The organism is Kurthia massiliensis, assembly GCF_000285555.1.
In the GTDB taxonomy this organism is placed as follows: domain Bacteria; phylum Bacillota; class Bacilli; order Bacillales_A; family Planococcaceae; genus Kurthia; species Kurthia massiliensis.
This window is the reverse complement of record NZ_HE610999.1, coordinates 1-17,722: the sequence shown is the minus strand read 5'-3', so window position 1 is coordinate 17,722 and position 17,722 is coordinate 1. Positions and strand designations below refer to the sequence as shown.

General features: G+C 39.9%; 18 protein-coding genes. 13 read left to right on the top strand and 5 right to left on the bottom strand.

The window, feature by feature from the left end; genetic code table 11:
• Positions 1 to 101 precede the first annotated feature (101 nt).
• The 4 genes from KMHG_RS09600 to KMHG_RS09585 all read left to right on the top strand — a co-directional run bounded on the left by KMHG_RS09600 (position 102) and on the right by KMHG_RS09585 (position 5,301).
• Complete coding sequence (locus KMHG_RS09600) at positions 102 to 1,088, top strand: glycosyltransferase family 2 protein (RefSeq protein WP_010289052.1); 987 nt, start codon at positions 102 to 104, stop codon at positions 1,086 to 1,088.
• Positions 1,089 to 1,469 (top strand): GtrA family protein, encoded by a 381-nt coding sequence (locus KMHG_RS09595; RefSeq protein ID WP_010289051.1) that lies wholly within the window; start codon positions 1,089 to 1,091, stop codon positions 1,467 to 1,469.
• Positions 1,453 to 4,002: a YfhO family protein gene (locus tag KMHG_RS09590; RefSeq protein WP_010289050.1), complete on the top strand. Its 2,550-nt coding sequence runs from the start codon at positions 1,453 to 1,455 to the stop codon at positions 4,000 to 4,002. Before KMHG_RS09595 ends, KMHG_RS09590 begins: the two co-directional genes overlap by 17 nt.
• A 93-nt stretch (positions 4,003 to 4,095) precedes the next feature.
• Positions 4,096 to 5,301: an iron-containing alcohol dehydrogenase gene (locus KMHG_RS09585; protein WP_010289049.1), complete on the top strand. Its 1,206-nt coding sequence runs from the start codon at positions 4,096 to 4,098 to the stop codon at positions 5,299 to 5,301.
• A 247-nt stretch (positions 5,302 to 5,548) separates the two neighbouring features.
• Here the strand turns inward: KMHG_RS09585 and KMHG_RS09580 are convergent, their stop codons facing one another.
• Positions 5,549 to 6,106: a DJ-1/PfpI family protein gene (locus KMHG_RS09580; protein ID WP_010289047.1), complete on the bottom strand. Its 558-nt coding sequence runs from the start codon at positions 6,104 to 6,106 to the stop codon at positions 5,549 to 5,551.
• A 250-nt stretch (positions 6,107 to 6,356) separates the two neighbouring features.
• On the opposite strand from KMHG_RS09580, the gene KMHG_RS09575 reads away from it, so the two are divergent.
• The gene (locus KMHG_RS09575; RefSeq protein ID WP_010289045.1) at positions 6,357 to 7,457 is read left to right on the top strand and encodes a DUF2382 domain-containing protein; all 1,101 of its coding nucleotides are present in this window, start codon (positions 6,357 to 6,359) and stop codon (positions 7,455 to 7,457) included.
• A gap of 48 nt (positions 7,458 to 7,505) precedes the next feature.
• Here KMHG_RS09575 and KMHG_RS17665 read toward each other — a convergent pair whose 3' ends face one another.
• Entirely contained in the window at positions 7,506 to 8,195 is a 690-nt protein-coding gene (locus tag KMHG_RS17665; protein ID WP_261797378.1) for an SDR family NAD(P)-dependent oxidoreductase, read from the bottom strand.
• A 194-nt stretch (positions 8,196 to 8,389) separates the two neighbouring features.
• On the opposite strand from KMHG_RS17665, the gene KMHG_RS09565 reads away from it, so the two are divergent.
• The 3 genes from KMHG_RS09565 (at position 8,390) to KMHG_RS09555 (ending at position 10,362) form a co-directional block, all read left to right on the top strand.
• Positions 8,390 to 8,737: a YtxH domain-containing protein gene (locus KMHG_RS09565; RefSeq protein WP_010289042.1), complete on the top strand. Its 348-nt coding sequence runs from the start codon at positions 8,390 to 8,392 to the stop codon at positions 8,735 to 8,737.
• An 86-nt stretch (positions 8,738 to 8,823) separates the two neighbouring features.
• Positions 8,824 to 9,201 carry a DUF6173 family protein gene (locus KMHG_RS09560; protein WP_010289040.1) on the top strand — a complete coding sequence of 126 codons (378 nt, stop codon included), beginning with the start codon at positions 8,824 to 8,826 and terminating at the stop codon, positions 9,199 to 9,201.
• 51 nt (positions 9,202 to 9,252) lie between these two features.
• On the top strand, positions 9,253 to 10,362 hold the full coding sequence (locus KMHG_RS09555; RefSeq protein ID WP_010289039.1) for a TerD family protein: 1,110 nt from the start codon (positions 9,253 to 9,255) through the stop codon (positions 10,360 to 10,362).
• 40 nt (positions 10,363 to 10,402) lie between these two features.
• Here KMHG_RS09555 and KMHG_RS18395 read toward each other — a convergent pair whose 3' ends face one another.
• Complete coding sequence (locus KMHG_RS18395) at positions 10,403 to 10,804, bottom strand: SprT family zinc-dependent metalloprotease (protein WP_010289038.1); 402 nt, start codon at positions 10,802 to 10,804, stop codon at positions 10,403 to 10,405.
• A 161-nt stretch (positions 10,805 to 10,965) separates the two neighbouring features.
• Between KMHG_RS18395 and KMHG_RS09545 the strand changes: the two genes are divergently transcribed.
• The 3 genes from KMHG_RS09545 to KMHG_RS17655 all read left to right on the top strand — a co-directional run bounded on the left by KMHG_RS09545 (position 10,966) and on the right by KMHG_RS17655 (position 15,028).
• Positions 10,966 to 12,114 (top strand): sensor histidine kinase, encoded by a 1,149-nt coding sequence (locus KMHG_RS09545; protein ID WP_010289036.1) that lies wholly within the window; start codon positions 10,966 to 10,968, stop codon positions 12,112 to 12,114.
• A 14-nt stretch (positions 12,115 to 12,128) separates the two neighbouring features.
• Entirely contained in the window at positions 12,129 to 12,749 is a 621-nt protein-coding gene (locus KMHG_RS09540) for a response regulator transcription factor (RefSeq protein WP_010289032.1), read from the top strand.
• Positions 12,750 to 12,838: 89 nt separating this feature from the next.
• Entirely contained in the window at positions 12,839 to 15,028 is a 2,190-nt protein-coding gene (locus KMHG_RS17655; RefSeq protein WP_010289031.1) for an MMPL family transporter, read from the top strand.
• 128 nt (positions 15,029 to 15,156) lie between these two features.
• On the opposite strand, the gene KMHG_RS09530 is transcribed toward KMHG_RS17655, so the two are convergent.
• On the bottom strand, positions 15,157 to 15,747 hold the full coding sequence (locus tag KMHG_RS09530; RefSeq protein ID WP_010289030.1) for a DJ-1/PfpI family protein: 591 nt from the start codon (positions 15,745 to 15,747) through the stop codon (positions 15,157 to 15,159).
• 390 nt (positions 15,748 to 16,137) lie between these two features.
• Between KMHG_RS09530 and KMHG_RS19430 the strand changes: the two genes are divergently transcribed.
• Positions 16,138 to 16,299, top strand: coding sequence for a hypothetical protein (locus tag KMHG_RS19430; RefSeq protein WP_187116279.1), 162 nt, complete (start codon positions 16,138 to 16,140; stop codon positions 16,297 to 16,299).
• A gap of 67 nt (positions 16,300 to 16,366) precedes the next feature.
• Positions 16,367 to 16,600, top strand: a complete 234-nt coding sequence (locus KMHG_RS09515; RefSeq protein WP_010289029.1) for a DUF3953 domain-containing protein — start codon at positions 16,367 to 16,369, stop codon at positions 16,598 to 16,600.
• Positions 16,601 to 16,781: 181 nt separating this feature from the next.
• Here KMHG_RS09515 and KMHG_RS09510 read toward each other — a convergent pair.
• The coding region (locus tag KMHG_RS09510; protein ID WP_084761470.1) for an alpha/beta hydrolase at positions 16,782 to 17,722 on the bottom strand (941 nt) is incomplete at its 5' end.

Below are 17,722 nucleotides of genomic sequence, written 5' to 3'. Positions count from 1 at the left end.
TTTGTCATATGATAGTCCTATGTTTGTACATTTACCTTAAGGGTAATACATATAATAGAAACATGAGCACAATTTGCTCTAGGCTTTAAGGGGGAAGTATCATGTCTATCGTTTCATTTATTTTGCCGGCTTACAATGAAGAAGCCAACGTGCAAAAGATTTACGACGCGATTCATCAAGAAGTCCAACAGCTAGCGTACGATTACGAAATTGTCTACATTGACGACGGGAGTAAAGACCGTACGTTAGCGGAGATTAAATCATTACAAGATCAAGATTGTCGTGTCAAATTCATTTCATTTTCTCGTAACTTCGGGAAAGAAGCGGCGTTATATGCGGGGCTGCAACATGCGTGTGGAGATGCAATCATTATTATGGATAGTGATTTGCAACACCCACCATCTCTTATTCACGAAATGTTAAAAGGGTACGAAGCGGGGTATCATCAAGTCGTCGCATGTCGTGATCGTCAAGGTGAAAATCCGATGTTACGAGGGATTAAAAATCTGTTTTATAAAGCAATCAACAAATTAAGCTCTGTAGAACTTGAAAATGGTGCGGGCGATTTCCGCTTGCTAAGTCGTAAAGCGGTCAATGCTTTATTATCACTTAGTGAAAACAATCGCTTTTCAAAAGGGCTATTTGAGTGGATCGGTTTATCGAAGAAAAACATTTATTATGAAAATGTCGAGCGTCAATACGGCGAAACGAAATGGTCGTTTAGCATGTTATTGTCATATGCGATTGATGGCATTTTATCGTTTAATACGAAGCCGCTTCGATTTTGCTTATATTTAGGCATTTTGTCGATGCTCGGTGGTATGCTTTACGTCGCAACGATGCTCACAATGATTTTCATTCAAGGTGTGAGCGTACCTGGCTACTTTACGACGATTAGCGCAGTCATGATTTTAGGTGGCTTGCAACTCGTCAGCCTCGGCGTCATCGGCGAATATATCGGTCACATTTATAATGAAGTGAAACGTCGCCCACATTACATCGTTGGCGAAACGAATGTGAACCGTTCGATGAAAATTGTGAACTTTGAAAAACGTGCGCTACATGTCAAGAAGAAGAAGAGTAGCTAAATGAATACGAGAAATGAATATATCAAATTTATTATTGTCGGTGTGATCAACACCGGACATTATTATGCGTGGTACGTATTGTTTTATGCACTGTTTCATTGGCCATATTTAGTGAGCCATATCGGTGCCATCGTGTTAAGTATGATAGGCTCTTATTTTTTAAACGTTTATTTTACGTATAAAGAAAAGCCATCGTGGAAATCGTTTTTACTATTTCCGATAACACAATTGACAAATATTGCAATTCAAACGACGTGTATGTACATATTTGTCGACTGGCTACACTGGTCGCCATATTTAGCACCAATCGCGACGGTCGTGATTAGCGTACCGATTACATTCGTTGTTACGAGGAGGATTATTCGTGTTTCAAAGGCGTAAGTATGCTCAAGCCATCATGCTTTTCAGTATGATGGTTCTTTCTTTATGTGCCCATCTCTTTTTCATCATTAGTAGTACGAACGGTTCGTATATGAAAGGGATTAATGATGGGCTATCGCAAATGCTTCCATTTAAACAATTTATTTATGAAAAATATGCAACGGGTGATTTTTTCTATGCGGCAGATTTCGGGCTCGGTGGCGATTTCTTTAGCTCACTCGCGTATTATTTTTCAACGAACTTATTTTTCTTGCCATGGGTTGCCGGCACGTGGCTCGTGTCACAAGTCGTACCACTTACGATTGATGTGAATTATTGGTTAGCACTCGTGTTACCGATGAGTATCGTTAAGCAAACCGCTATTATGTATATTGCCTTTTTATTTTTACGGAAAGTTTCCAATATGCCGAAAGCAGCGTATGTAGCGGCCGTTTTTTATGCGGTCAGTCCATTTTTTTTCCGTCATGAACTATATTGGGACATTTTAACGGATGAAATGTTTTGGTTACCGCTTCTACTATTAGGCATTGAAAAAATTATTCGCCGTGAATCGAGTACGCTGTTTACGCTCGCTGTCGCTGCGGTGATGATTAGTAATTTTTATTTAGCGTATATGACGTTACTGATTGGCGGCATTTACATCGTCATTCGTCTCTTTTATCGTTTGTCAGAAAATGAACAGACAAAAAAAGGACAATTGCTTCGGTACATCGGCTTTGGCTTGCTCGGTGCTTGCATGTCGCTATTTGCGTTCATTCCTGCCGCGCAAAGTTTTTTAAATAATGTGCGTCCACCATTTCAAGATCCGATTGAATGGCTCGATATCAATGACGATATTCTTATGAACCCACGCGTTTTATGGTTACCTGTCTTTATTTTTATTTTATTTTTCATTCGTCACTTGTATCGTGTGCGTACATACCGTTTGTTTGCAATAATCGCCGTACTCGGACTCGTTGGGCATTTTATTCCGTATGTCGGTAGTATGTTTAATGGCTTTTCTGCACCCCAACAGCGCTGGGAGTCACTCATTATTTTAAGTTTTAGTGTTATGTTGACATTCGCGCTACATAACGTGAAACAATGGCAATATCAAAAAGGTCCATTGTTGGGCATCATCACCTTTTTAGCTGTGTGGTTTGGCTTTGAGCAGTTAACGCCGCAATATAATATCGCATGGCCACTAGCAATTGGCACGATTTGTTGGCTTGTCTTCTTTCTGCTATTTTATATTTGCAAATGGTCGGCTACATTGTTTGCAGGTAGTATTATTATTGCGAGTTTATTGCAGGCAAATTATTTTAGCTATACGTTGACGCAAGCGGGTGATGGTGTCGCAACGAAAACGTTTATGGATTCTGAGCGTTACAATGCTCCTGAGCAACAACAGCTCGTTGATTGGATGAAAAATCATCTCGATCAAGACGATTACAGAATTGATTGGATGGCACCGCTGCGTAATAATACACCAATCATTCAAAACTTTAACGGAACGAGCGTCTATTCAAGTATTTTAAATGGTCATTTGTTGTACTTTTACTGGGACGATTTACAAATTGATATGACGCGTGAAAGTGTGAGCCGTTACGGTACGCTCGGCAGTCGTGCCAATTTAATGGCGTTATCACAAGTGCAATTTTATATGCGTGCGTCGTCAAATGATGCTGTACCAGACGGCTATAAACTCGTAAAAGAGAGCGACCAATATCGCGTTTACGAAACGAAACAGTTATTGCCAGCATTCCGCGTGGCGAAAACGAGTTATGATGAAGCGGCGCTTGCAGATGCACCTATTTTAGCAAAAGAACATGCGATGCTAAATGGAGTGATTCGCGAAGAAGGGCAAGCTTCCCCACCACCAGTTAAACGTTTAGACCATGACATAGCTATTACCGGTGGTTCGTGGGATCAGCAAACGCTTCAAATTGATGAGGCAGAAGGTGTCGTAGATGTGCAAGTGAATCCGTCTAAACGTGCAAAAACGTTATATATGACATTTTATATTGAAGGGATTCGTCATAAAGATGGCTTCGCGATACGTGCGAATGAATATTATACGACACGTAAAAAGTCAGATTCTATTTATCGAACGAATGCGAATACGCTCACACTTGCGGTAAAAGCAGATGACCACATTCGCGTAACGTTGCCGAAAGGAACATATCGTTTCCGCGATGTCGCCGTTTATGAAGAAGACGGTCGTACATTAAAACGTGCACTTCAACGAACGGAAGCTGCGCAAATGACTTGGGATGATGGCGATGTGTACGGTACGGTTACGGCTGAAGAAGGCGATGTGTTAGCAACATCGATTCCGTATGAAAAAGGCTGGCGTGCCACGATTGATGGTGAACGTGTAGATGTTGAAAAAGTGAACTATGCGTTTGTCGGTGTGCCACTGACAGCAGGGCAACATAAGGTGACGCTACATTATTTACCACCTTATTGGCCGTACGTTGCTTGGCTATCCCTAATCGCTGCGATCATATTTACGATGACGCGGTGGATTCGTCGGAAAAGCTCGACTCTGTAGTAGGGTCGGGCTTTTGCGCATTTATGTGAGTTATACGTGATTTTGTTTGGTAAATGTAATAAAATGGTTAAAAAGGGTGAGGGAGGATAACGGATGTATAAAGCTTATTGTCGCGCTTTTCAACGCGCATTTAAAATCGTTTCGACGATGATGCCATATCGTAAGCCGGAATTATTGCAGGGGAAAAATAGTTTATCGCGCTTACCGGCTCGTATTTTGCAAGATCAAGTAACGAACGTTTTGCTCGTGACAGATAAAGGGCTAATGTCAACGGGGTTTGTCGATACGTTGATCGAACAGTTACACGCCGCGAATATTCAAGTGACACTTTATGATGAAACGGTACCAAATCCAACGATTGATAATATTGAGGCGGCTCGTGCACGATATGATGCGCATCAATGTCAGGGCATTATCGCGTTTGGTGGCGGTTCACCAATGGACTGCGCAAAAGGGGTTGCCGCACTTATTGCGCGACCGAAAGCGACGATTCCACAATTAAAAGGTGTCATGAAAGTGCGTAAACAAATGCCACCATTTTATGCGATTCCAACGACTTCCGGCACAGGGAGCGAGGCTACAGTTGCGGCTGTTGTATCGAATAGTGAAACACATGAGAAATATGCAATTATGGACCCGGTACTCATTCCACATGTCGCGGTACTCGATCCGTTATTAACAGTGAAATTGCCGCCGTTTGTAACAGCGACGACAGGAATGGACGCATTGACACATGCTGTTGAAGCGTATATTGGCCGCAGTAATACGAACGAAACGATTGTAGCGAGTAAAGAAGCGGTCGTCTTAATTTTTAAACATTTATACGAAACGTACCAACACCCAGACAATATATATGCGCGTGGGCAAATGCAGAAAGCAGCTTATTTAGCAGGTGTTGCGTTTACGCGTGCTTTCGTCGGCAATGTCCATGCGATTGCTCATACACTTGGTGGATATTATCAAATTCCACATGGGCTCGCAAATGCTGTATTGTTACCGTACGTGCTAGAGTTTTATGGCGATACCGTTCATCAACCGCTTGCTGAATTGGCAGCGCTCGTGAATATTGGTGATGATCACGATAGTGATGAAGTACGTGCGATAAAATTTATTGCGGCGATTAAACAATTAAATGCTGATATGCATATTCCTGATAAATTGGAAGGTATTCAAAATCGGGATATCCCAGAAATGGTGAAACGCGCTTTGGCAGAAGCAAATCCACTTTATCCAGTGCCGAAAATTATGAACGAAAGTGAAATGCATTATATTTATCAATCGGTAAAAGCAGAGCCATAATAGCCAAAAACACCCACAACTGTTATACATCGCAGTTGTGGGTGTTTTACTGTACAATAGGAAAAATACATATTGATGAGGAGAGATGATCATGGTAGAACAGCCTATCGTAATTCGACCATTTTTTGCCCATTAAAAAACACCTCCAAAGTTTTTATACCTTGAAAGTGTCTTTCTCTTTTTATGTTGTCTCAGATTTTAGATCAGTTCCAAACATCGATAACTGTTTTTTTCTATATATGAATAACTACGCTTTCTCTAATAACCCCACAAACGCTTTCATCAAACCTGGTAGATCTGGCCAAGCATGTCCACTGACAAGATTTTTATCAACGTGTAAGTTTTCTTCAATGTAAGTACCGCCTGCGACTTTCACTTCTGGTTTACATGCGATGTACGCTGTCAGTTCGCGACCTTCTAGTACTTCAGGGATCGTTGCAAAAATTTGTGCGGCGTGGCAAACGGCTGCAATTGGTTTTTGTGCTTCAAAGAAATGTTTTACGATATTCGGTACGTGTTCGTTTAAGCGAATATATTCGGGCGCACGACCACCGGGAATAATCAAGCCGTCATATATTTCTGGTTGGATATCTTCAAACGCTGCTTGTGCGTCCAATCCGTAAGCGGGACGCTCAATATACGTATCCATGCCATCGACAAAGTCATGTAAAACTGTTTGCATTTTTTTTGCTGATGGGGCTGCGATTGTTACATCGTATCCAGCCTCTAAACAACGATAATACGGATAATAAATTTCTAATGCTTCTACGGCATCACCGGCAATGATTAACACTTTTTTACTCATGTAAATCCCTCCTCGAAATATATCGTACATATTCTTATATTCTACATAAAATGGAAAAAACCTTTCTTTTTTAAGAGTATTTTTTAAAACGTACTATATATTTTTGACTATATGAAAAAGCATTCAAACGGGTAAAAAGGATATTTTTTTGTTCTTTTTGTTTAAAATTATCAAAAAAAGGCATATGTATTGTGTAAGTTAAACAATAGCATGAACAAATCAAATAACAAATAATTGGGGGCAGAAGAACATGGAAACAAGTAATAATAAACTGCACGGTATTTACGATACGGAAGAAACATTGCAAGCGGAAATGGATCGCCTTCGAGACCAAGGTTATAACGATGAAGATATGTATATTGTGTCAAATGAGAACGATAAGTTATCAATGTATCGCGGCTCTGCTGAATATAAAAATGATAACAATGAAGGATCATGGTGGGAAAAATTCAAGTCCTTTATGAGTGGTGATGATCAACGACGTGATCCAGAATTCGACCAAATGGGCATTTCTCATGAAGATCGCGACCGCTACTATGAGGAGCTACGCACAGGTAAATACCTATTATATGTTGATAAAGATTACGGCCGCTATTACGAAGGTGATGGGCATGCTTATGATACGACATCGGGTGCTGCAGATGAAACGTTAGACGAGCCAAGAAATTTAGACAGCACACTCGACAAAACGAAACCAATTGGCTATGACCCGTCTCAACTATCAGACCAACAAAAGCTAGATGAAACGAAACCAGTTGGCTATAACAATGAAGAAACGGTGCAAGGGGCAGAAGCACACAATCTACATGATACAAAACCATTAGACGTTGATTCGACGGCACCGAACGTTGGAGATCGTACGACAAATAATCATGCAACAAGTGATCATACAACGGACGAGCAACGTTTAGCACTACATGAAGAACAATTAGAAGTCGACAAAAAGCGCGTGCAAACGGGTGAAGTCCAAGTTGATAAACATGTAGTAGAAGAAGAGCAAACGTTTGATGTTCCAGTTGAACGTGAAGAAGTATTTATTGAGCGTCGTCCTGTAAATCAGGCAGCGACAGATTCGACGGTCGATCCACATACAGGTGAAACAGATGCTTATGAGGAAGATGGTAGCATTCATATTCCTGTGACGGAAGAACAAGTGGAAGTGACAAAAAGAGACGTTGTCACGGAAGAAATTGTTGTCGGTAAGCGAAAAGTTCAAGATACAGAAACGGTTTCAGAAACAGTTCGTCGTGAAGAAGCGGACATTAAAGATACGACGAATACACTACAAGACGATACAGTAGAGCATGCGACTGGTTTTGATCCGACGAAGGATAAAGATCGCGGCTTTTAGATAACGCAAAAAAGAACGATACGAAACATTTTCTGTATCGTTCTTTTTTTATTGTGGATTATTTTTTGTTGCTTCTTTTTTTATAAGGGCACGCATCACGAACAATACGAGTCCAATCGGTAATAATTTTGAGACGATTTTAAACGATTTTGCCATCACACCTGGTAATGATTCCGCTTTTCCACGTTTCGCATCTCGTAGTGCTTGTATCGCAACGGTTTCAGCATCTAAGCGCTTTAAGTTCTCGAAAAATGGTAACGTCTCATGTTGTGCAGCAACATCGAAAAATTCTGTTTCTGTCGGGCTAGCACAAAGTGCAGTTACAGTAATACCTTTTGGTGCCAATTCTGCGTGAAGTGTACGACTATAAGAGTGTACAAACGCTTTTGTCGCAGCATATACACCCCAGTTATATTGGGGCACAAGTCCAGCGATAGACGCGACTTGAATAATATGACTACCACGTGTCATATATGGAAGTGAGATATGTGTGACTGCCACGAGCGCCTCACAATTTAAGCGAATCATTCCTTTTTCTACGCCGAGTGGCAAGTCACCAATTGCTCCCATTGGTCCATACCCAACAGCATTAATAAGCCATTGAATAGAAGGTTTTGTTTCGTCAAGCGCTGTTGCTAACGCTTCGACCTCTGTCGTTAAGTCAATCGCAAATTGACGAACTGGAATATCGATTTGTGCGGCAACTTCAGATAATTGTTGTGCACGACGCGCGACAATCCATATTTCATCTAGTCGTGTCTTTCACCACCGATGCCCGATGATGCACCTGTAATAAGAGCGATTTTTGTCATAAAAGTACCTCCTCAATATGTATTACATTGATTATACATTTTTTATAGAAATCGAGGGTTAATTTTCCAAAAACAGGGTAATCTTTATATTAGAGTACGTAAAAAAGGGAGGATTTTAATATGGCAAATAATAGCAAAGCGGGGAAAGCACTGATTGGCGCACTTGTAGTAGGTGCAGTTTCATACTTACGTAAACCAGAAAACCGTGAAAAAGCAATGTCTATGTTCAACGATGCGAAAGGTAAAGTATCGGATTTAACGAATAAAGACAACGTTTCTGATAAACTAAACGAAGTAAAAGAATCAGCACAGGGCTTAAAAAGCGATGTGACAGATTTGAAAGATGAAGTAAAAGATGAAGTTGCGAAACAAGCAGATGAAGCTTCATCATCATCGAATTCTCCACTTGATTTCGACAACGAACAAAAAGAAGAACTAGATCCTGAAGGCGGCATTCAAAAGCAATAAGCCTTGTTATAAAAAAGTCACTTCGGTGGCTTTTTTGTTTTTTTCTGTATTACGGGGGTATGAGAGAAGAAAGCGGAGGTGTTTTCATGGACATGATTAATAAACCGACAGAGCAGGCAAAAGCGGCCGTCATGCAACAGCCGGAAGTAGATCAAAATCTAGCGAGTGAATTTCATAAACGTATTATGGAAATGATTGCAGACTTTGAAAGTGAACTAGATGAAGCGCATGAAATTGGGGTGAAACTCGTAAACTTCGGGCAAACTGTACAATTTAATATTAGCGGCATCGGCTATTACAATCCGAGTTTGATTCATTTCCATGGACAAACGGAAAGTGGTAATCGAATCGAGCTCGTCCAACACGTTTCACAAATTAGCTTTTTATTAATGGCGGTGAAAAAAGCCGACCCAGATCCAGAAGTCCCACCGAAACGGATTGGTTTTATTAAAGATGATGCGTAAATAGAGAGGGCTGTAACTTAGTTGCAGCTTTTTTATATAGGAGGATTGTATATGTCATTGTTACGAGGGCAAAAGGTAGCGTTACAAGAGGGCATCGTGCCATTTACGGTGAAGTGGTCTAAGCCGAAAAAGCAAATGGATGTAGATGTGTCAGCATTTTTATTACAACAAGGGCGTTGTATGCAAGATGAGCATTTTATTTTTTATAGTCAGCCGGATAGTCCAGACCATGCTGTCCATTATCATAAAACTTCTGATGAAGACGGGACGATTACGATTGATTTGCCAAATGTACCACCGACGATTGATCGGATTGCGATTACGTTGACGATTCACGAAGGAGAAACGAAACAGTTACAATTCCGAGAGGTTGATACATTAACACTGACGATTGGTGACCAATACATGTATCAATTTGGGGAAGATTTAGCGCAAGAAACAGCTATCGTCGTCGGGGAAGTGTATCGTCATCAAGGTGCATGGAAATTTACAGCGATTGCGAGTGGATTTAATGGCGGTTTGCAGGCGCTTTGTGAAAATTATGGGTTAGAAATTATTGATGATGCACCGGCAGAACCTATCGCACCAGCAACAAAGCCCATTAACATTCAAAAAATGAACGTCAGCTTGGATAAAAAGCAAAGTATTTCAATTGCGAAATCAGAAAAAATTGTCGCAAAATTAGAATGGGCGAATCCGCGTAGAGATTTAGATTTGTATGCCTTTTACGTATTACAAGATGGCACGACCGGCAAAGTATATTATCGACATATGGGTGAGGCAAACAAAGCACCTTATATGACACTTGATGGTGATAGTCGTACTGCAGGACAAGAGACGATTGTCATTCACCAACCATCGAAAGTAAAGTATGTATTAATCGCGGCGTATAGTGCCGTTAGCAATGGCATCGGGAGCTTTAAAAAAATGAAAGCGCAAGCGGTCGTCGACAATCAACTTGGGCAACGAATTACGAGTGGATTGTTTCAAAAAAACAATTTTGCTTATTGGGTGGCGATTGCCAAAATTGATTTAAGCGAAGAACATAATATTCAAATTAGCCATGTCGAAAGTTATTCAAAGTCAGGCACCGAACGCTCACCGATGCTTTATGCAGACGGACATTTTGAGATGAACAAAGGACCTATTGAATTTAAATGAACGTAAAAAGCCGAATCGCAGCGGAGCGATTCGGCTTTTGTTATGACGATTTCAACATTGAAAACTCGCCATCTTCATACACGATGCCACCGGTCGGTAAGCTACCATGTTTGACGACTTCTTGCTGGAAGAGTGGCGTCCCATCTTCATATGGCAAGCGTTGCACAAATAATGCATAATGCACGAGCTCATGAATCAACACTGTGCGGAAAATAGCGCGACGCTTAAAAGTCGCTAACGTTTCATCGATGGCGATATAAGCAGGCTCTGTCCCATTTTCCATCACAAACATTCCGAGCGTACCCGCTTTTAAAATACGTTTTGAAACATATATTTGTACTGTTAAATCTACATGATAAGTTGTTTTTAAAAATTTTTTTGCAAAACGACGCTCTAATAGTACGATCAACGCCATTTCAATAAAAGACCATAAACGTTTCAAAATGAACACCTCTTTTACAATCAAAAATGCTTAAAAATAGTATACCAAACATTTGTTCGCATGTGCAATTTTTAGCACTTATTTATAATAAAATTGAGCACACTAGTCTATATAAAAACATATGATATACTGCTAACAGATGAAATTGAAGGATGAGGTCTATGAATAGTTTCCACTACTTTAATAAATTACAATACGATACGATGAAAGCGCGTTTACCGATTACGTTAGTAAATGGCATCGTATTAATCGGTGTTTTGCTGTTACATGACGTCGTTCAAATGAATATTATGCAAATGATTACATGTATCGTATTAATTACAGTGTATTCAGCATTTCACTGGTTTTCTAATTACTTATTATCGCGTTTTCGACTGCTTTATTTTATCGTGCAAGCAACGCTTATGTTAAGCTGTGCGTTTGTCGTGCCGGGTGCGTCCCCAGTTATTTTGCTCGGTGTCGCACCACTTTTTGTCATTCAAGGTGTGTTTTATTATCATCAAAAATGGTCGCGTATTGCTATTTTTGCGACCTATTTTATCGTCTATTTTGCATTAATGTTGTACTTTTTTCATGGAAAATATATTTGGCTGCTTCTATTTTTAGTCGTCATGCTGTTCGTATTTGCACATGCAATTTTATCATTGTTTAGCGAACAAGAAGCGGAAAATTTAGAACTACAACAGGCCAATAAACGTATTCGTGAATTGACGCTTCAAAATGAACGTCAACGTATGGCACGCGATTTACACGATAACTTAGCGCAGCAAATCGTCGGACTAATTTTAAAGTTAGAGGCGAGTGAAGCTCATTTACAAAAACAAAACTATGATAAAGTGGATACGATTATTCGCTCAGCGAAAGAACAAGCGAAACAAACGCTCGTTGAAGCGCGACATGTTATTGACGATTTACGCATGTCGGAATCAACGGCATCATTTCGCCAAACGATAGAAACAGAGCTACATCATTTAGCGCATCAATATGGATTGCACGTTGAGACGGACATTGCAGATGTGAATGTTACCCCGCCAATACAAGCGCATGTGTTATCAATCGTGAAAGAAGTAATGACGAATGCGCATAAACATGCGGACGCAACAAAAATGATCGTTACGATGGAGGTACACGATGCGGCATTGCATATCGTCATGCATGACAATGGCATTGGTATCGCATTGTCGAAAGACTTACAGCGCCCGGGTCATTATGGTCTCATGGGCATTGGTGAGCGCGTGGCTCTTTTAAATGGTACATGGCAAATTCGAAATGAAAGTGGTACAGTATTGTCAATTGTCATTCCGTTATAGAAAGAAGGATTTTCATGGTAAACATTATGATTGTCGATGATCATTTAATCGTACGAGAAGGTATTCGACTTATTTTAGAAACAGAAGAACGCTATGAAGTTGTCGGAGAAGCTGAAAATGGTCAACAGGCGTTAGACATTTTACAAACGGTGACACCAGACGTCATCTTATTAGATTTAAATATGCCGATTTTAGATGGGCTAAATTTGATGAAAAAGCTTCAAAATATCGGTATGACGGTTCCGATTATTATTTTAACGACGTATAAAGAAAAGGCGTTACTCGCAGAAGCGGTATCACTTGGTGCGTCTAGTTATTTATTGAAAGATACAGGACGTGAGAAATTGTTTGCGACGATTGATGCGGCAATTCGAGGGGAGACGTTGTTGCAGCCAGATATGTTGCAGTTGTTAATGGAGGCGCAAGCAGAAAAACATGCGCCAAAATTATTTACCGATAAAGAATTGGTCGTATTAAAGGCACTTGCACGTGGCTTGAAAAATAGTGAAATTGCGATGGAAATGCATGTGGCGGAACGTACTGTAAAGTCTTATTTGACAACAATTTACAGCAAATTGGGCGTCAAAACACGTGCGCAAGCAATCGTCGTTGCAATGGAGAAATCGTACATTTAAATGTGCCCGAACGTACATACTGAATGTACGTTTTTTTTGTGCACAAATTATTGTACGATAAATACTAAAGAATTAGAGGAGGTACAACAGTGGCAAAAGGTTTATACAAGCTCGGTTTTTGGGCGGCAGAACACGCGAAAACGGTTGTATTTGCAGCAATCGGTGTCCTTGTTGCAATGGGGATTCTCGTAGCGACAATGTGGTTTGATTTTGACGATGATATGTCGATTCCAGGCACACCTGCACAAAAAACGATTGAAATGCTTGAAAAAGATTTCCCTGAAGTTGGTAAAGCCGGTGCACAAATACAAATTGTGTTCAAGGCACCAGATGGGAAAACATTGTTAGACAGTGATATGCAAAAAAATATCGCTAAACTCGTGAAAAAAGTTGAAAAATTAGATGGTGTGGAGCAAGTTTATACACCAGATATGATGAAAAATTATAACAAAGACCAAACGATTGGTTATGCGATGGCGATGTATGATAAACCATCAAAAGACATTACGTTTGAGCAAGTTGATGATTTACGTGCATTACTGCATGTGACAGCGGACGAAGATATTCAAACGGAATTATATTCTTCTGAAACAGAACTTTATCCAGTAGAAACAGAAGCGACAACTGAAATAATTGGTGTCGGCGTGGCTTTCATCATCCTATTCTTCACATTCGGTTCACTTATTTTAGCCGGAATGCCGATTGTCACAGCCGGAGCGGGTTTAAGTATTGGCTTATTAGGTATTTTACTGGCCACAAACTTTACATCGATTTCATTCGTTTGTTTATCGCTATCTGCAATGCTCGGTCTTGCGGTAGGAATCGACTATGCTTTATTTATTATTTCACGCTTCCGTCAAGAATATGAAAAAGGTTACTCGATTAAACAGTCGATTGCGATTGCGACAGGTACTGCCGGTACAGCAGTTGTATTTGCAGGGGTAACCGTTATTATCGCCTTAGTATTTTTATCAATTCCGAAAATTCCATTCTTATCAATGATGGGTTATACAGCAGCATTAACTGTACTGATGGCTATTTTAATTGCGGTCATCGTCGTGCCAGCTGTACTTGCGATGCTCGGTAAAAAAATCGTACCGCCTGTGAATCGTCAACGCACAAAAGCAGAACGTTTCACAGATCGCGTGAAGTTTTCTGGTAAAGCGATGCAAGGTTGGGCGAAAGCACTTGGTAAAATGCCAGTCGTATTTGCGCTTGGCGGTATCATTTTATTAGGTGTTATTGCGAGTCCACTTGCACATATGGAACTCGGTTTACCAGATGATAGTTTTTATGAAGAAGGTACAGACCAACGTGATTCTTACGATTTATTAAAAGAAGCGTACGGTGAAGGGTACCATGCACAACTTGTCGTCGTTGCAGAAGCAACGGATAAAGATGGGGAAGTGCTATCAAAACTAGAAGGCCTTCAAAAAGATTTAAGTGACATGAAAAATGTCGATTACATTACGAACGTCGTGCCGAAAGAATCTGGCGAAATGGCAGTCATTACGTTAAATCCGAAAACAGGTCCGAATGATGATGAAACGATTGAGTTAGTACACAAAATTCGTAACGCTGATTACGATGGCATGAAATTGAACGTTACAGGGACAACTGCAATGAACATCGACATCTCTGAAAAATTAGCAGATGCGATTCCGGTGTTTGCAGCCGTTATTATCGGTCTTGCGTTCTTCATTTTCGTTATTGTTTTCCGTTCAATTTTAGTACCATTAAAAGCGGTATTCGGTTTCGTCCTATCACTTGCAGCAACGCTTGGCTTCGTAACATGGGTTGTCCAAGATGGTAACTGGTATGAAGCATTCGGTTTTGCGACATCAAGTCCAATTTTAAACTTCTTACCAATTTTAACAATCGGTATTTTATTCGGCCTTGCGATGGACTACGAAGTGTTCCTAGTGAGTCGTATGCGTGAAGCTTACTCTCATACAGGCAATGCACGTCAAGCTGTGCTTGCGGGCGTTCGTGATTCAGGCGGTGTCGTTACGGCGGCCGGTCTCATTATGATTGTCGTCTTTACAGGCTTTATGATGGCCGATGATCCGATGACAAAAGTAATCGGTCTTGCGCTCGCATTTGGGGTATTATTCGATGCCTTTATCGTCCGAATGATGATCGTGCCAGCCGTAATGCTCTTAATGGGTAAAGCCGCTTGGTACATGCCAAAATGGTTAGACAAAATCTTGCCAAATGTCGATATCGAAGGTGAATCGATTATGAAAGATATTGAAAAAGAAAAAGAGCAGAAACAATAGTCTCTGCCCACTCGAAACGAGTACGTGTAGACGTGCTCGTTTTTATTGTTCATTTTTATTGATTGATATCACGTTGAAGTTTGGTCGTCGTCATTACATTCTGATTGTGTAAGCTCATTCTTAAAGTCCTACAGTACAATATCGTATTCCGTTCTTTTAGTAGTTTCATTGGCGACGGTCTTTCCGCAAATTCTAGCAACTAGGTGAAAGGCCATATTGATACCTGCTGATATGCCTCCTGAAATGAGTATATGCCCTTCCTCTATGAATTTAACATTTCGTTGTACGGATACGGTCGGAAATTCGTTTTCTAAACGATGAGTATCCATCCAATGTGTCGTAGCTTTCAATCCATTTAGTACACCTGCTTTTGCTAATAAAAGTGCACCTGTACAAACAGAAGCAAGGATGTCTACTTTTGTATTTTGTGTCTGCAACCATCGTAATACGTTTTCGTTATGGATTTCTTCTGCACCATAGCCACCAGGAATAATTAACATATCAACTTCAGGAATGTTGGTAAAACAAAAATCGGGTTGTACTTTTAATCCATTTCGATCAGAAATAAGGTCTCCATGTTCCGAAACTGTATGTACAATAAATGGTTTATGACCGTCTAGTAATGTTGTAACTGAAAAAACTTCAAAAGGCCCTGCAAAATCTAACACTTCTACTTCATGAAATAAAAAGATGCCTACTTTCCACTGCTTAGCGCTCATCTAACGACCTCCTTACTCTATGTTAAAACGAACTCATTACATTAAAAATAAGCTAAATAACTGTTTATGGCGAACTATAAATTGTAAAAATGGTGTAATATGGGTATAAAATATACTGAGGTGATGATATGTAACATCATAAATGTGAGATATGAAGTTAACGATTGATATGGGGGATAAAATATTTGCATATATTTTTGATGAAAAAGCAGAAGTATTTGATGGTTTTACACATCTAGTAGATGAAGATATTCGAAAATATGGCAATAAAATAAGAAATAAAACGAGGAACGTTTAAAATAATCGTTACTTTTGTGTACACACAATTATTTAGGGGATGTAAATTAAGAATCGGTATTTACATTTTCAAAAGGGAGAAAATTATACGATATGAACAACTTAAGAATCATTGTATTTTTCATGTTAGGAATCATCATTAGTTTAGGTTTAGTTACATATTTAGAAGAAGTAGGCATTATGGTGATTGTAGGAATCGCTCTTGGCGGATTATTTAATATAATATATCGGTTAGAGAAAAATTATAAAAAATAAAAAAACAATCATCTTGTTATTAATGTTCACCAATGAGGTGTAAAAAGGGCATAAGGAGGACTTTACGATGTTAAAAGCTCTTCAAGTTGTATTTTCAATAATTACTTTAATACTTGCAGGTTATGGATTATTCACAAAAGATTTTCAATTAGGAGCATATATAATTTTATTTTTAGGATTAACACTGCTTTTGCTAGGGATACAAGAGTTCAAGAAGAATAGAAAAATGGCTGGTTGGCTTTTGATAGGTATCTTTGTATTTTCAATGTTTATTTGTATCCAACGTATTGTGTATTATTAGTAGTAAAAGAAGTGAAGCAATTATTAGAACAATGATTGAATGAGAAGCGGGAAGAATCACATTTTTAAGTGAAGTAGTTCCATCATTCCTAAAACATTTAACATTCGATTTCATACAAAAAAGCAATAGATGCTGATATTATCAGTGTCTATTGCTTTTTTTACGAACTAAAGTGAATACGTCATTGTTGGATCGTGCTTAAAAAATCGAGTGTATCTTGTAATGCAAGTTTGGCTGGTTCGGTATCCATCATAAATTGATATTCATGGAATGTTTCAACAGCCGGCTCGAAAAAGCGTGTTTTCACGTAGATGTTTTGCGCCGCTAACGCTTGTGCGAGTGCTTTTCCTTGTTCTTCGAATGACAATTTATTGCCATCTGTAATATAAGCAGGTGGGAACTGCGCTGTGACGTAGTTTGCGATTGTTGTTGGTGCGAGTGCATCGCCAGTGGCCCATTTTTTACTACCGAAATAGCCCCAGCCAATGTAATGAAAGGCGCTTCGAATAAGTGGAGAAGAGGCATTGTTGACGATACCGAGCGCGTCGTAAGGTCCGCAATAAAGCAATGCGCCGTGTACATCAATCGATAATCGTGGGACGTCGATAAATGTATAATCTGGATTCGTTTGTGTCAGTAGCCATTGACTCGCGATATGAGCCCCGGCTGAGTCACCTGCGAGTATAATGTCTTTTTCGTTTAACGTACGTAAAAAATCACTCACTTGTACGACGGGGACTGGATATTTTGCTTGTGGTACGAGCGCGTAGTTCATCACAGCAACGCGATAGCCTTCGTGGGCAAGTGCCGTTGCAAAAGCAGCGACTTCTACTTTATCTCCGCCAATAAAGCCGCCGCCATGTACCCATGCAATGAGTGGCGCATCATTTGGATTTTCCGGTGTGTAGAGATCATATGTATTGTTTGCGTAAGCAGAATCGTAAGTTTTATTTGTTTCTACGTGTACGTTACGTACTGTATATGTTTTTGAACGTGGGTCGACTGGAATTTTAAATAAAATATTGCGAATCGTATAAATCGCTGGCTTCGCAGTGAAGGCAGAACTCATGACAGCACCTGCGACTAAGCCGAGCGCGATATATCGTTTTTTCATCTGAATCC

Bases quoted from the DNA above. Each gene is read 5' to 3' on its own strand.
- KMHG_RS09600 (WP_010289052.1), top strand. From the start codon at position 102: ATGTCTATCGTTTCATTTATTTTGCCGGCTTACAATGAAGAAGCCAAC.
- KMHG_RS09595 (WP_010289051.1), top strand. From the start codon at position 1,089: ATGAATACGAGAAATGAATATATCAAATTTATTATTGTCGGTGTGATC.
- KMHG_RS09585 (WP_010289049.1), top strand. From the start codon at position 4,096: ATGTATAAAGCTTATTGTCGCGCTTTTCAACGCGCATTTAAAATCGTT.
- KMHG_RS09580 (WP_010289047.1), bottom strand. From the start codon at position 6,106: ATGAGTAAAAAAGTGTTAATCATTGCCGGTGATGCCGTAGAAGCATTA.
- KMHG_RS09575 (WP_010289045.1), top strand. From the start codon at position 6,357: ATGGAAACAAGTAATAATAAACTGCACGGTATTTACGATACGGAAGAA.
- KMHG_RS09565 (WP_010289042.1), top strand. From the start codon at position 8,390: ATGGCAAATAATAGCAAAGCGGGGAAAGCACTGATTGGCGCACTTGTA.
- KMHG_RS09560 (WP_010289040.1), top strand. From the start codon at position 8,824: ATGGACATGATTAATAAACCGACAGAGCAGGCAAAAGCGGCCGTCATG.
- KMHG_RS09555 (WP_010289039.1), top strand. From the start codon at position 9,253: ATGTCATTGTTACGAGGGCAAAAGGTAGCGTTACAAGAGGGCATCGTG.
- KMHG_RS09545 (WP_010289036.1), top strand. From the start codon at position 10,966: ATGAATAGTTTCCACTACTTTAATAAATTACAATACGATACGATGAAA.
- KMHG_RS09540 (WP_010289032.1), top strand. From the start codon at position 12,129: ATGGTAAACATTATGATTGTCGATGATCATTTAATCGTACGAGAAGGT.
- KMHG_RS09530 (WP_010289030.1), bottom strand. From the start codon at position 15,747: ATGAGCGCTAAGCAGTGGAAAGTAGGCATCTTTTTATTTCATGAAGTA.
- KMHG_RS19430 (WP_187116279.1), top strand. From the start codon at position 16,138: ATGAACAACTTAAGAATCATTGTATTTTTCATGTTAGGAATCATCATT.
- KMHG_RS09515 (WP_010289029.1), top strand. From the start codon at position 16,367: ATGTTAAAAGCTCTTCAAGTTGTATTTTCAATAATTACTTTAATACTT.